This is a genomic window from Sphingomonas gilva (assembly GCF_003515075.1).
In the GTDB taxonomy this organism is placed as follows: Bacteria; Pseudomonadota; Alphaproteobacteria; order Sphingomonadales; family Sphingomonadaceae; genus Sphingomonas; species Sphingomonas gilva.
In genome coordinates, this window is record NZ_QWLV01000008.1 from 147,827 (window position 1) to 161,748 (window position 13,922).

At 66.1% G+C, this 13,922-nt stretch carries 11 protein-coding genes and 1 tRNA gene; 5 read left to right on the top strand and 7 right to left on the bottom strand.

From position 1 onward, the window contains the following. Positions 1–73: 73 nt before the first annotated feature. The 4 genes from D1610_RS14945 to D1610_RS14955 all read left to right on the top strand — a co-directional run bounded on the left by D1610_RS14945 (position 74) and on the right by D1610_RS14955 (position 5,979). Entirely contained in the window at positions 74–3,733 is a 3,660-nt protein-coding gene (locus D1610_RS14945; protein WP_245942292.1) for a TonB-dependent receptor, read from the top strand. A 79-nt stretch (positions 3,734–3,812) separates the two neighbouring features. Next, positions 3,813–4,259: a DUF6491 family protein gene (locus D1610_RS14950; protein WP_147414354.1), complete on the top strand. Its 447-nt coding sequence runs from the start codon at positions 3,813–3,815 to the stop codon at positions 4,257–4,259. After that, positions 4,256–5,038, top strand: a complete 783-nt coding sequence (locus D1610_RS17175; RefSeq protein ID WP_182466856.1) for a hypothetical protein — start codon at positions 4,256–4,258, stop codon at positions 5,036–5,038. The genes D1610_RS14950 and D1610_RS17175 overlap by 4 nt, the downstream gene beginning before the upstream one ends. Beyond that, on the top strand, positions 5,038–5,979 hold the full coding sequence (locus D1610_RS14955; protein WP_182466857.1) for an aldo/keto reductase: 942 nt from the start codon (positions 5,038–5,040) through the stop codon (positions 5,977–5,979). Before D1610_RS17175 ends, D1610_RS14955 begins: the two co-directional genes overlap by 1 nt. Before the next feature lie 7 nt (positions 5,980–5,986). On the opposite strand, the gene D1610_RS14960 is transcribed toward D1610_RS14955, so the two are convergent. Together D1610_RS14960 and D1610_RS14965 are read right to left on the bottom strand one after the other, a co-directional pair. Further along, positions 5,987–6,061 (bottom strand) — tRNA-Gln (locus D1610_RS14960). A 47-nt stretch (positions 6,062–6,108) separates the two neighbouring features. Continuing rightward, the gene (locus D1610_RS14965) at positions 6,109–7,206 is read right to left on the bottom strand and encodes a branched-chain amino acid aminotransferase (protein ID WP_118865001.1); all 1,098 of its coding nucleotides are present in this window, start codon (positions 7,204–7,206) and stop codon (positions 6,109–6,111) included. 71 nt (positions 7,207–7,277) lie between these two features. Between D1610_RS14965 and D1610_RS14970 the strand changes: the two genes are divergently transcribed. Next, positions 7,278–7,766 (top strand): MarR family winged helix-turn-helix transcriptional regulator, encoded by a 489-nt coding sequence (locus D1610_RS14970; protein ID WP_118865022.1) that lies wholly within the window; start codon positions 7,278–7,280, stop codon positions 7,764–7,766. Positions 7,767–8,081: 315 nt separating this feature from the next. Here D1610_RS14970 and proC read toward each other — a convergent pair whose 3' ends face one another. The 5 genes from proC to D1610_RS14995 all read right to left on the bottom strand — a co-directional run bounded on the left by proC (position 8,082) and on the right by D1610_RS14995 (position 13,775). After that, on the bottom strand, positions 8,082–8,900 hold the full coding sequence (proC, locus tag D1610_RS14975) for a pyrroline-5-carboxylate reductase (protein ID WP_281268984.1): 819 nt from the start codon (positions 8,898–8,900) through the stop codon (positions 8,082–8,084). Beyond that, complete coding sequence (locus D1610_RS14980) at positions 8,897–9,403, bottom strand: type III secretion system chaperone family protein (RefSeq protein WP_118865003.1); 507 nt, start codon at positions 9,401–9,403, stop codon at positions 8,897–8,899. The genes proC and D1610_RS14980 overlap by 4 nt, the downstream gene beginning before the upstream one ends. 377 nt (positions 9,404–9,780) lie before the next feature. After that, the gene (locus D1610_RS14985) at positions 9,781–10,047 is read right to left on the bottom strand and encodes an accessory factor UbiK family protein (protein ID WP_118865004.1); all 267 of its coding nucleotides are present in this window, start codon (positions 10,045–10,047) and stop codon (positions 9,781–9,783) included. A 20-nt stretch (positions 10,048–10,067) separates the two neighbouring features. Continuing rightward, a complete protein-coding gene (locus D1610_RS14990; RefSeq protein ID WP_118865005.1) occupies positions 10,068–10,589 on the bottom strand; it encodes a TspO/MBR family protein in 522 nt (173 codons plus the stop codon). Positions 10,590–10,634: 45 nt separating this feature from the next. After that, the gene (locus tag D1610_RS14995; RefSeq protein ID WP_118865006.1) at positions 10,635–13,775 is read right to left on the bottom strand and encodes an efflux RND transporter permease subunit; all 3,141 of its coding nucleotides are present in this window, start codon (positions 13,773–13,775) and stop codon (positions 10,635–10,637) included. Positions 13,776–13,922: the final 147 nt, after the last annotated feature.

The window sequence follows — 13,922 nt, forward strand, 5'->3', positions numbered from 1 at the left end:
GGGGGGAACAAAAACAAAAACCCGCTCCGAGTCGCGCCTGGAAAATTGGAGAGGGGGAATAATGGCTAATCGAGTGAACTTGCGTCAGCGCATGGGCGCGACCGCGTCTTGGACGGTTCTGGGTCTCCTGCTGGCGTGCGGCGGACAGGCGATGGCGCAGACCACGCCGGCCAGCGAGCAGACCGCCGCGGCAGACGCCTCGGCGGATATCACCCAGGACGATGAAGACATCGTCGTCGTGGGTTCGCGTGCCAGCCAACAGTCGTCGAACGCCCGGAAAAAGAACGCCCGCACCGCGACCGATTCGATCGTCGCCGACGACATCGGCTCCTTCCCCGACCGGAACGTCAACGAAGCCATTTCGCGTATCCCCGGCGTAGCGCTGGGCCGCAACGAGTTCGGTGAAGGCGAGAGCGTCGCGGTGCGCGGCAACGGGCCGGATCTTACCCGCGTCGAGCTGGACGGGATCGGCGTCCAAAGCACCAACGGCCTCGCCATCAATTCGGACAACGGCCGCAGCGCCGATCTGCGCGAGCTTCCCGCCGAACTGGTGAAGAGCGTCGACGTGGTCAAGGGTTCGACCGCCGACATGACCGAAGGCTCGCTGGGCGGCACCGTTCAGATCAAGACGCGCACCGGGCTCGACTTCAAGAAGCCCTATTTTTCGCTCCGCGCGGGCGCCGGGCAGAACTCGCTCGGACGTGACTGGACGCCGGATTTCAACGGCGTGGCGGCATCGCGCTTCCTGAATGACCGGCTGGGCGTGATCGTCAGCGGCACCTATTCCAAGATCCAGAACAACGGTCACGGCTACGAGAACACGACCAGCAACAATCGCGGCTATGCACGTCTGTTCGACTTCGACCAGTCGCCCGAGAAGACGTTCGAGTACAACATCAATACCATCGGCACCGATGCCGCGGATGTGGCGTACGGGAACAGCACCGCACCGGACGGCACGAGCTTGACGCCGCGCGAATTGGTTACCCTTGCGGCCGGCGCCCAGAGCAAGGCCGAGTGTTTCGAGATTTTCCCGCACAACCCGACCGGCACCAATGCACAGCGGTCGCAGCGTATTCTGGAGCAGCAGAGCTGCCTCAACCAGTGGAACGACTACACGCCATCGCTGATCCGGCATTTCATGAACGCCCAGACCGACGAGCGCTACGCGATCGACGGCCGGCTTGACTATCGTCTCACCGATGACCTGACCGTATTCGCCAAGGGAACGATGGCCAATCGCAAGGTTCACGACCAGAATCGCGGCCGCACCCCGGTCTCGCTGTTCAACCAGAACGTCAACGGCACCTTCGTCACCGACGCCAGCGGCTATCCGCGCGTGCGCTCGGTCTCGCCCAATGCGCCGGCGGGATATTATCTGTTCGATCCGAACTATGGGCTCAACAGCGTCAGCAGCAACGCCACCCTTGGTAATGTGCTGAACGTGGTCCCGAACAGCGTCGTGGTCGACGATGCGCACAACGTGACGCAGATGACGCTGACCAACAATCGCGTGACCATCGATCAGATCGAAAACATCATCGACACCAAGACCAAATATGCGCAGATCGGCGCCGAATATCGTGGCGAGCGTCTCGAGATCGACGCCATGGCCGGGTTGACCACTGCGAGCACCAGCCGCGGCGATATGCGCACATCGCGTTCCTACGCCTATGGCGACGCCACGCTGACGCTGCAGCCCAATGGCCTTTGGGACATCGATCTGCCCGAGAATTACGACGAGACCGATCCCGCGAACTACGTCCAGCTCGCGCAGCCGCCGTGCATCGGCGGGGGAACGCCGCCGTCCTGCATCGGACAGAATGACGTAGCCGCGGGTCCCACCACCGGTGACGGGACACCAGAATATACCGTCGGCCAGATGCCGCTCACCACGCCCAATTTCGGCGTGTCCTATTCGCCTGCGCTAGGCGAGGCCTCGGAACGGATCGCCAAGCTCGACCTGGCCTACAAGACCGACGACATCCTGCCTTTCTTCACGCGCTTCAAGGTCGGCGCGATGTACCGGAAGAACAAGATCGATCGTTGGGGCGGCGGCGGATACACCGCGCAGTCGGCCGTGGGCACCTTCGGCGAGGACGGCTACATTCCCGCCATTGTCGTGCCGACCGCCAATGTGCGCGGACAACTCCGCGCCTGCGAACCCACCGCCGGATCGTCCGCACCCGGCGGGCTTTCATGCAACTATGGCTTCGTTCCGAGCGTGAATCCCATCAACATCCGGTCGGGTGTGGATACGCTGACGCCGCAGGAGCTGCAGGATCTCTTCACCCGCACCCTGGAGGAAAGCGACTCCGAATATTTCGGCGACCTGCCGAACCGGGGGGACCTGCCGCCGGCCTGGCAGGGCATCCGGACGGACGAGTTGTTCGCCGCCCTCGGCGCCTCCCAGTTCATGAATTTCGATTGCTTGAAGACCTGCGTGGGCAGCGACGGCCAGGTGTACGAACAACCCGTCACGCGCGTGCAGGAGACGATCAAGAACGTCTATGCGATGTTCGACTTCGAGCAGGAACTGCCCTGGGGGCTACTGTTCAACGGCAATGTCGGCGTGCGCGGCGTCTTCGTGGACGTGAAGGGGTCCGCCCTGCTGACGCTCAACTCGATCCGGACGAACGAGAACTTCAATCCGGAGGATCCCAACAATCCCGGTGGAATCACCACCTTCACGTTCAGCCAGAATACCACGCTATCGGGCAGCACGAGCGACTGGTTGCCCAGCTTCAACTTCAACCTCTGGGGCTTCAACGAGTCGCTGGTTCTCCGCCTCTACGGCGGCAAGACCGTCGCACGTCCCAACATGAACAGGCTGACCGCAGGCGGAAACTGCACGATCGACGAGCGCGATCTGATCGAGACGGGCGGAGACACCTTCGGCTGCAGCGGACGGGTCGGGAATCCCGGCCTGAAGCCCTTCACCGCGTGGAGCTACAATGCCAGCCTCGAATGGTATCCGAACGCGGACACCCTCTTCTCGGTGGCCTACGGCAAGCTTGACGTGAAGACCGGCAATCCCATTGCCGTGACCAAGACGGCAAGGCCGTTCGAAGGGAGCGATCAGGTCGACCCGGTCACCGGCGAGCCGCTGTCCGACTATGAGTTCGACTATCCGACATGGGAGAACGGCCCGGGCTACAAGCGCGACATCTGGGAGTTCTCCGCCAAGACGGCGTTCACCTTCCTGCCCTGGTTCCTGAAATATACCGGTGCGGACGCCAACTTCTCGATCCTTGGTTCCTCGGTCACCAGCGGCCAGCAAGATCCGCTGACGGGCGATATCATGGCGCCGCCCGATGAATCGAAATACTACACCAATGCTTCGCTCTGGTATGACGATGGCAAGCTCAATCTGCGCCTCGCCTATCAAAAGCGCAGCGCTCGCTTCAGCTGCATCACGCCTTGCGGCGGCAACAACATCGACATCAACTATCCGGGCGAACAGTGGACCAACGTCCGCCTGGTCGGGCCCGGCTACAATCCCGGCGTGCCGCGGTTCAACGACGAGACGACGTTCATCGATGCCAAGGCCTCGTACAACATCACCCGCAACTTCCAGGTCTATGTCGAAGGGCGCAACATGACCCGGGAAGCGCAAACGGTCTCGACCGGCGAGTATGTGCCTTTCGCCGATGGTACGCCCAGGATCATGCGGCTGTCCTATGGCGGGCGGCGGATCATGGGTGGCGTGCGCATCCAGTTCGGAGGCAAATAAGAGGCGGCGGACATGGCGGCCATGCATTGGCCGCCATGTGTATAAGGGGGTCGGAGCAGGCCGCGGCGAAGAGCATCTGATGCTCCAGCGGCGTGCTGCTTCGGCCAACCTTGTTTCCAAGGCGGGAGATACCGTTATGCGTCCGACCTACCTCCTTCCCGCATTGCTGGCCTGCGCCGCCTGCGTGGCGCAGCCGCAGGCCGGTCCCGCATCGCAAGCAGCGCAAGCGTGCTTCTGGCCTTCGCAGGTCAGCGGCTTCAGCGACGCCGGTCCCGATCGCGCGCTGGTCCGCATCGGCACGCGGGAGACCTGGGAGCTGACACTCTCCCCTGGCTGTCCGGACGTCGATTGGGCGATGAAGATCGGCATCAAATCGCGAAGCGGCGAGCGGATCTGTTCCGGCCGGCCGGCCGAATTGCTCGTCCCGAACGCCAGCGGCAGCGGCCTTCGGAGCTGCATGGTAAGCAGCGTTCGCCGGCTGTCGCCCGAGGAAGCGGCAGTCGACGGGCAAACATCGGCGCCGTGAGCGCGGACGTCGCCAACGGACTTGCGCGCACCTCGCTGGCGCTCGGGCCTGAAGCGGCGCGCCGCCTGCTTGATCAATCGTCGCTGGGAGCGGTCGAGATTCCCCGCCCCACGCTCGACGAAATGCCTTATCGCGATTTCGTTCGGGCTCTGCTCCGCAAGCAGGGGTTCAAGCTCGACTTCAATCGGTTGGCGCCGGATGCAGCGCTGGCGATGGTAGCCGACCAACTCCTGGGCCCTGGCGCGTTCGACCGCGAGCGGGCGCTGCTGGCCGAAGACATCGCCACGCTGGCCGATTTTGCCGGAGGATTGGTCGGCGGCAGGCCGTCCATATCGATCCGGACCTACTTCGCGCCGGGCGATCTGGTCTGGCACGTCGACCGGGTGAACGAGCAAACCGCCTTCCGCTTGCTGTGGCCGCTCGGCCGGCCCGCGGGCATGCGGGTGACCCCGACCGAGAACATCGATGAGCCCATCCACCGCGCGTACATGCGTCGCGAGCACCCGCTGCTGTGCAGGCTGGATACGCGCGTCTTGCGCACGGGAGGCCAGGTCGAGGCGCTTTGGGCGCACCGGCCGATGCAGCTCGCCGCGATGGTCTCGGGGCAATTCCCGTTTCTTCTCGACCGGGAGGAGGAATGGGAAATCACGCCCGGCGCCATCAGCATTCACCGCGTGCAGACCGCTGCGCAGCCGGGCACCTATCACCGCTCGTCATGGGCCAACCGCGAATGTCCCGGCTTGCAGGTGGTGATCACGGCCGCGTCGGATTCCAACTGATGCGCTTGCGCCGTCTCGGACGAACCGAACTCAGCGTGTCGGAATGCACCCTCGGCACGTCGGCGCTGAAAGGCCTCGACATGACCGAGGCAAGCAGGAGGCTCGCCCTTGCGTTCGATCACGGGATCAACGCCGTCGAAATGGACGCCGGAGACGGTGTGGCCGCAAGCTTCCTGGCCGAGGTCTTCAGGCGGGAGGGCGTCCGGCAGTCCGTTCATGTCTTCGCGCGCGTCTCCTCGCTGGTCCCTTTCGACCTGCCCTCCCCTCACATCCTGGTGCAGCAAGCCTATCCCGGCCGGCACATCCAGGCCGAAACCGAGGCCTTGCTCGACGCCCTTGGTGTCGAACGGCTTGCGCTTCAGCAACTGCACGCCTGGTGTCCCGAGTGGCTCCGCGAAGGGGACTGGGCCGAGACATTCGAACGCCTGCGCGAAGAAGGGAAGATCGCCGGCCACGGCGTCTCCCTCTTCGATCACGATGTGGATGCCGGCCTCGAGGCCGTGGCCAGCGGCAGGATCGACGCGGTGCAGGTGATGTACAACATCTTCGATCCAGCCGCCGCCACGACACTCCTTCCGCTCTGCCGCAAGCACGATGTCGGGGTGATCGCCCGTTCGCCGCTCTACTACGGCGCGCTCGCTTCTGTGGCCGACAAGCTGCGGCGCCTCGCCCCCGAAGACTGGCGAAGCGGCTATTTCTTCGATGAGCACCGGCGCGAAACGGTCGAACGGGTGCAGAGCCTCGCCCGCGAGATCGCGCCGCAAGGCCGCTCCGTGTCCGATCTGGCGTTGCGCTTCAGCCTGTCACATCCCGCGGTCTCTACCGTTGCGGTGGGGATGCGCACCCGCGCACAGGTCGAGGCGAACATGCAGGCGCTACGTCGGGGCGGTCTTCGCGACGAAGAGCTTCGACAGCTGGCCGGACATGCCTGGCTGTGTTGAGACGGGCTGGCTGGGGCGGCAGGATTCGAACCTGCGAATGGCGGCACCAAAAGCCGCTGCCTTACCACTTGGCGACGCCCCAGCAGGCGTGGCGGCGCTTATAGCCGCCGCAACCCATCTGAAAAGGGGTCAGTCGAGCCTTTCGAGCCAGTTATGCGGATCGGGCAGCTCGCCGCGCTGGATGCCGACGAGCTGGTCGCGCAGCCGTTCGGTCAGCTCGCCGGGGCCGCCATTGCCGATCGAGAAGCGCATGTCCGGCGAGGCGACGCTGCCGATCGGCGTGACCACCGCGGCGGTGCCGCAGGCGAAGGCCTCGCGCAGGCGGCCGCTTTCGGCGTCGGCCTTCCACTGATCGATCGCATAGGGCGCCTCGCGCACGGTCAGTCCCTGCGCGCGCGCGAGCACCAGCAGCGAATCGCGGGTGATGCCGGGCAGGATGGTGCCGCCGAGCGGCGGAGTCTGGATCGATCCGTCGTCGAACACGAAGAAGGTGTTCATGCCGCCCAGCTCCTCGACATAGCGGCGCTCCACCGCGTCGAGGAAGATCACCTGGTCGCAGCCCCGGCGGATCGCCTCGGCCTGCGCGGCGAGGCTCGCCGCATAGTTGCCGCCGCACTTGGCCGCGCCCGTGCCGCCCGGCGCCGCGCGGGTATAGTCCTGCGACACCCAGAGCGAGACGCTGGGCGCGCCGCCCTTGAAATAGGCGCCGACCGACGAGGCGATGACCATGTAGAGATATTCGGCGGCAGGCTTGACCCCCAGGAACACCTCGCTGGCGAACATGAAGGGACGCAGATAGAGCGCGCCGCCCTCGATCTCCGGAATCCAGTCCCGATCGGCGCGGACCATCTGGCGGATCGATTCGAGGAACAGCGCCTCGGGAAGCTCGGCCATCGCCATGCGCCGCGCCGAATCGCGGAAGCGGCGGGCATTCTCGCGCGGGCGGAACAGCGCGGCGCTGCCATCGGCCAGGCGATAGGCCTTCATCCCTTCGAAGATCTCCTGCGCGTAATGCAGCACGGAGGTCGCCGGATCGAGCGTCAGCGGGGCGCGCGCGCCCACCTTCGCATCATGCCAGCCCTTCCCTTCCGCATAGCGGATCGTCACCATATGATCGGTGAACACGCGGCCGAAACCGGGGTTGACCAGCCGCTCCGCCCGCTCGTTCGCCGGCACCGGGGACGCGTTGGGGGTGAATTCGAAGGTCAGCTCAGCGTCGGCGGTCATGCGTCTTCCCAAGGCGAACAGGCACGGATCGGCTTGCCAAGCGGGTAGAGCCGATGGCAGGAAGCGTCAACATGGCTGCCACATTTCCATCGGCCTCGGCCCTCTTCCTGCGCGAGCCCGAAATCCGTCGCGGCGTGGAGCTGCTCTATTTCGGCTACAGCCACCTGACCCGCGCGATCGACGCGGGATTGGCGGAAAAGGGCTTGGGCCGGGCGCATCACCGCGCGCTCTATTTCATCGCCCGCCAGCCGGACCTGACCGTCGGCCAGCTGCTCGGCCTTCTGGCGATCACCAAGCAATCGCTCGGCCGCGTGCTGACCGACCTCGGCAAGCATGGGCTGGTGGAGGCGCGCACCGGCCCCAACGACCGCCGCCAGCGCCTGCTGCGGTTGACGCCCGCCGGCGCGGAACTGGAAGCGGCGCTGTTCGAGGCGCTTCGGGAACGCCTGTCGGCGGCCTATGCCAAGGCCGGGCAGGAAGCGGTCGGCGGCTTCTGGGCGGTGCTGGAGGGCTTGGTGCCGGCGGCGGAGCTGCCGCGGATCGAGGCGCTGCGGCGATAAAGCATCCGGCAAATTCCAACATCCGGCCCTCATCCCGGCGCAGGTCGATGGCCCGCCCAACCTCTCAAACTTGCAACCAAATGGTTGAACGTCTTTCGCGGAAATCCGCCATTTCGCGCATGTGAGCTTCAGTGTCTTCATAGTCTGGCGCGATCTTCGGCCAAGGCGGTCCGGCGCCGCCGATCGCCTTTTTGAGGGGGAATCGCTGGCAGGCGCGGCATGCATGATCGGAACATAACAGAAACACCATGATGTAGGACAGCGGAAATTGCTGTTCGGTCCATCGCCTGCGCGCCGGCCATACGGGGTTCAGGATCAGCTCCTCGTCCGCGCCTCTTCCGCCATCGCGCGGTTGCGGGCGGCGGAGGCGCCCAAGGTCGCGGCCAATAATTCGATCAGCGCATCGTCGCGGTCGAGCATGTTCAGCCCCTCGCGGGTGGAGCCGCCGGGGCTGGCGACGCGGTCGGCGAGCGTTGCGGGGCTTTCGGCCGATCCCGCCGCCATCAGCGCCGATCCCTCGACCGTCGCCAGCGCGAGGCGCTGCGCCTGATCGGCGGGCAGGCCCAGCCGCGCGCCGGCCGTCGCCAGCGCATCGATGAAGCGGAAGACGAAGCCGGGTCCGCAGCCGGAAAGCGCCGTTACGGCATCGAACAACGCCTCCCCACCGATCCATTCGACCAGCCCCAGGGGCGCGACCAGCGCTTCGGCTTCGCTTCGCCGCGCGTCGTCGACGCCATCGGCGTAGAGCGCGGTCACGCCCTTGCCGATCGCCACGGGAAGATTGGGCATGGCGCGCACCACCGCTTCCGCCGGGATCGCCGCCGCAAGCGTCGCCACCTCGACCCCGGCGAGGATCGAGAGCAGCAGGCGCGGCCCGCCTTCGCGCCCGGCGAACATCGCGCGCGCCGCGTCGAGCTGCTGCGGCTTCACCGCCAGCACCAGCGTCTCTGGCCAGCCTTCGGGCGCCGCGGACACATGGCGCACGCCATCGGGAAGATCGGGCGATCCCGGATCGATCACCGTCACCCGATCCGCAGCGATCCCGCTCGCCAGCCAGCCGCGCAGCATCGCGCCGCCCATGTTGCCGGCGCCAACCAGCCAGATGCCGGCGCTGCTGGACGGGCTTGGGCTCACGCCTCCCCGCGCGTCTCGATCAGCGCGGCGGCGAGCGCCTCCTTCGGGCTCTTGCCGCCCCACAGGACGAACTGGAAAACGGGATAGAAACGCTCGCATTCGTCTATCGCGGTCTCGACCAGCATCTCGGTCTGCTCGAGCGACAGCGTCGCGTCCTCACCGCCGTCGATCATCGCCGCGTTGCGATAGAGCAGGATGCCGCTCGAGGACCACAGCTCGAAATGGCCGATCCACAACTGCTCGTTGATCAGCCCGATGGTCTCATAGATCGCCACGCGCTTGTCGTCGGTGACGCGGATGTCGGGAAAGGCGAGGAACTGGAGCGCGCCGTCTTCCCCGCGCCAGACGCCGCGCAGCTCATAGGTGGTCCAGCTGCCCTTGAAGGTGCCGACCACCTCGTCTTCGCCGCGCTCATGCTCCCAGCCATGCGCGGCGAAATAATTCTCGAGCATGTCGATCGGCGCGACGTCATCGCGTTCCAGATCGCTTTCGTCCATTCTCATGCCGTCTGCCTGCGCGTCATATGCCGACCCTGCCCAACGCGGGGCGTGCGCACAAGCCTGCGCTGCGACAAAGCTGTTGGCGGTGTGTCGATGGTGGCGTCGTAGGGATGAAGCCGCTGGGCGGCCGTCCCTCTTCTTCGCGCCTCCGCGTGATCCCCGTTCTCCTGCAAAAAAGGCGACGTTCCCCTCTCAACTCCGGCTAGGTCGCTGCGCTCCCAGCCTCGTATCTCTCCCCTGAAGGGGAGAGAGTTTACGCTGTCTCCCTCTCTCCCCTTCAGGGGAGAGATACGAAGCCTTATGACCCCGGACTTGATCCGGGGGCATTAGGCGCAGTTGAGAGGGGGCCGCGCCTTCCACAATCCGCCAAACCTCGATCGTCAGGCCTTGGGCGCCGCCTTGGGCTTCGCGGCCTTTTCCAGCGCGTCGAGCCGGGCCTTGAGCGCATCGGCCTCGTCGCGTGCGGCGGCGGCCATCGCCTTCACCGCCTCGAACTCCTCACGGCTGACGAAATCGAGCCCGCCGATCCATTCGCGCGCGCGCTGGCGGGTGGCGGCCTCCGCCTCGCGCCCCATGCCGGCGAGCGTGCCGGCCGCGCCGTTCATGAACTTGACGAAATCGTCGAATACCCTGTTTTCGGTCTGCATGGAATGTTCCTTGAAATCTGTCAGAGCAGTATCTTGGTGCGCGCGCTCGCCGGCACAAGGGTTTCGGCGTTGGGATTGAGCCGATCGATGCCGAGCGTCAGCATGCCGGCAAAGCTGATCCATACCATATAGGGCACCATCAGCCACGCCGCCGCCTTGCGCATCCGCGCGAAGACGAAGGTCGCCGCGATCGAGATGGCCAGCATGAAGACGATCAGCCAGAAGGCGGCGGTCACCTGATGCGCGCTGAAGAATAGCGGCGTCCAGGCGAGGTTGAGCACCATCTGCATGACGAACAGCGCGACGCCGACCCCGCGCAGCCGCGCGCCGCGCGCATTGAGGATCATCGCGATGGCGAGGCCGAGCAGGATATAGAGCGTCGTCCAGGCGACCGGGAAGGCCCAGCCGGGCGGAGTCAGCTCCGGCTTGGCGAGCGCCCGATACCAGGCGTTCTCCTCCCCCGATTGCGCGAGCCAGCCGGAAAGGAAGCCGAGGAACAGGATCAAGGGGACGGTGACGGCCGCCCAACGCAGGAACGACATGCGCAACTGCCCCGGTGACGCGATCTCGCCCAAATTCCTGCTCCCCTATTCGGCGGGCTGCGGCGCCGCCCCGCCCGGCCTGTCGTCGCCCTTGCGGCCCTCCAGCTCCTGTTCGAGCTGGCGGGTGACCGCTTCGGGCGAGCCCGTATAGCGCGCCAGCCGCGAATAGAGAATCGGGATCAGGAACAAGGTGATGAGCGTCGCGATCGACACGCCGAAGACGATCACCACGCCGATCGAGGCGCGCGCCGCGCCGCCCGCGCCGCCCGCGATGATCAGCGGCACCGCGCCCATCACGGTGGCGATCGAGGTCATCAGGATCGCGCGCAGGCGCCGGCGGGCGGCGCGCGTGATGGCGGTCAGGATCTCCTGCCCCTCATCGCGCAGCTGGTTGGCGAATTCGACGATGAGGATGCCGTTCTTGGCCGCCAGCCCGACCAGCATGACGATGCCTATCTGGCTGTAGAGGTTGAGCGTTCCGCCGGTGAGCGCGATGCCGATCACACCGCCCGCGACCGCCAGCGGCACGGTGGTGATGATCACCAACGGATGGATGAAGCTTTCGAACTGCGCGGCGAGGACGAGATAGACGACGATGATGGTGAGCGCGAAGACGATCAGGATCGAGCCGCCGGTTTCCCGGAAGGACTGGCTTTCGCCGCGATAGCCGATCGCCGTCACCTCGGGCGACTGGCGCGCCTGGTTTTCGAGGAAGGTGAGCGCCTCGCCCAGCGAATAGCCTTCGGCGAGGCCGCCTTCGAGCGTGATCGCGCGCAGCTTGTTGAAGCGCCCCAGATCGCGCGGACCGGCGACCTGCGTCACGTCGACCAGGCTGGCCAATGGGATCAACGCGTCGCTGCGGCTGCGGACGTAGATCGACTGGAGATCGGCGACGGTCGAGCGCCCTTCCGCCTCCGCCTGCACGATCACGCGATACTCTTCGCCGCGATCGATATAGGTCGAGACGCGGCGCGAGCCGAGAAGGGTTTGGAGTGCCTGGCTCACCTCGTCGACCGACACGCCGAGATCGCCGGCGCGGGTGGTGTTCACCGTGATGTTCAGCTGCGGCTTGGTTTCCTTGTAATCCGAATCGAGGTTGATGATCCCCGGATTGCTGCGCGCCGCGGCGAGGATGCGGTCTCTCGCGGCGACCAGCCCCTCATAGGTCGGCCCGGCGATGACGAAGCCGATCGGCTGGCCGCGCCCGCGCCCGAGCGAGGAACGGACCTGCGCATTGCCGCGCACCGCGGGCTGCTGCTGGAGCAGGCGGTTGATCCGCTGGGCGACATCCTGCGTGCTCTCCTCCCGGTCCTTCCATTCCTTGAGAAAGACGATGAAGGAGCCGGAGTTGAAGTCGTCGCTCGATCCGAAGCCGCCGGGCGTGCGTGAGATGATCGATGCGATCGGCGAATCCTCGCCCTTCAACAGCGGCAGCAGCGATTCCTGCGCGCGCAGCACATAGCGGTCCATCTGGGCGAAGCCGGTGCCCTCGGGCGCGTTGATGTTGGCGGAGAGCACGCCGACATCCTCGGCCGGGACCAGTTCGCTCTGGATCGTCGAGAAGGCGAAGGCGGCGGCGGCGAACAGCGCGCCCGTCGCGACCAGAGCCATCGCCGGCCTGGCGAGCGCGGCATCGAGCCGGCGGCCGTAGGCGCCCTCCAGCCGCTGGAACTTCTCGTCGACCCAGGCGGTGAAGCGCCCGCGCTGCTCGTGCCGGAGCATCTTCGAGCACAGCATGGGCACCAGCGACAGCGCGATGAACCCTGAAAAGGCGATCGCGCCGATCATCGCCACGGCGAGCTCGCGGAACAGCAGCCCCGTCTGCCCGGCGAGGAACATCACCGGCACGAACACCGCGCAGACGACGAGCGTGGTGGAGACCACCGCGAAGGCGACCTGGCGCGTGCCCTGGAAGGCGGCGACGAGCGGCGTCTCACCCTCTTCGATGCGGTGATAGACGTTTTCGAGCACGACGATCGCGTCGTCGACGACGAGGCCGATCGCCAGGACAAGCGCCAGCAGGGTGAGGAGGTTGATCGAGAAGCCGAACAGCCAGAGCACGGCAAAGGCGGAGAGCAGGCAGATCGGCACCGTCACCGCCGGGATCAGCGTCGCCCGCCACGATCCGAGGAACAGAAAGATCACCGCGACCACGAGGATGGCGGCCTCGCCGAGCGTCTCCCATACCTTCTTGATCGATTCGCCGATGAACAGCGAATCGTCGGAGCCGACCTCCATCGTCATGCCCTCCGGCAGGTCCGGCCGGAGATCCTCCATGACCTGCTTGGCCGCCTCGGCGACGGCGAGCGTGTTGGCGCCGGACTGACGGACGACGCCGAGACCCACCGCCTGCCCGCCGTTCAGCCGGAACTGCTGATAGGGATTCTCCGCGCCTTCCTCGACCCGCGCGACATCGCCCAACCGCACGAGATAGCCGTCCGCGCCGCGGCCGACGATCAGCCGGGCGAACTCCTCGGGCGTCTGGAACGGGCGCTGCACGCGCAAGGTCTGGTTCTGCTCGGCCGATTCGAGCCGGCCCGCCGGCAGCTCGACATTCTGCGCGCGCAGCGCCGTCTCGACATCGCCCGGCGTCAGGCGAAAGGCGGCGAGCTTGGTGGGCTGCAGCCAGACGCGCATCGAGGTGCGCGCGTCGCCGCCGACGAACACGCGCGCGACGCCGTCGATCACCGAGAAGCGGTCGACGATGTTGCGATCGACATAATCGGACAGCTGCAGCCGCGACCAGCCGGGGCGCGAGATGACGAAGAACATGATCGGCGACGCGTCCGCATCGACCTTGCGCACCTCGGGCGCCAGCGCCTCCTCGGGCAGATCGTCGACCACGCCGCCGATACGGTCGCGCACGTCGTTGGCGGCAGCGTCGACATCACGCGTGGGCGAGAATTCGATCGAGATGTCGCTTTCACCGTCGCGCGAGCGCGAGGTGATCGTCTGGATGCCCTCGATGCCCGAAAGCTGCTCCTCGAGCGGCTGGGTGATCCGCGCCTCGATCACGCTCGCCGCGGCGCCGGTATAGGCCGTCTCTATCGAGACGATCGGCGGATCGGTATCGGGATATTCGCGCACCGACAGGCTGAAGAAGGCGACCAGGCCGACGATCACCATCAGGATGGCGATCACCGCCGCGAAAACGGGCCGCCGGACCGAGATGTCGGAGATGACCAAAGCTTAGGCTCCAAACTCGGTTAGAACAGGGTCGTGACGGAGCGGATTTTGGCGCCAGGCTAGGAGCAAGGAGGGAGCGATGCCGAAGCATCGTGACCGACGCGCGGCCGGGCCCCCGCAAAGTAATACTTTGCGGGGAGCCCCGAC

Excerpts from the sequence above, each read along its gene's own strand:
- D1610_RS14950 (WP_147414354.1), top strand. The coding sequence starts at position 3,813 with ATGCTCCAGCGGCGTGCTGCTTCGGCCAACCTTGTTTCCAAGGCGGGA.
- D1610_RS14955 (WP_182466857.1), top strand. The coding sequence starts at position 5,038 with ATGCGCTTGCGCCGTCTCGGACGAACCGAACTCAGCGTGTCGGAATGC.
- D1610_RS14965 (WP_118865001.1), bottom strand. The coding sequence starts at position 7,206 with ATGACCGCCGACGCTGAGCTGACCTTCGAATTCACCCCCAACGCGTCC.
- D1610_RS14970 (WP_118865022.1), top strand. The coding sequence starts at position 7,278 with ATGGCTGCCACATTTCCATCGGCCTCGGCCCTCTTCCTGCGCGAGCCC.
- D1610_RS14980 (WP_118865003.1), bottom strand. The coding sequence starts at position 9,403 with ATGAGAATGGACGAAAGCGATCTGGAACGCGATGACGTCGCGCCGATC.
- D1610_RS14985 (WP_118865004.1), bottom strand. The coding sequence starts at position 10,047 with ATGCAGACCGAAAACAGGGTATTCGACGATTTCGTCAAGTTCATGAAC.
- D1610_RS14990 (WP_118865005.1), bottom strand. The coding sequence starts at position 10,589 with ATGTCGTTCCTGCGTTGGGCGGCCGTCACCGTCCCCTTGATCCTGTTC.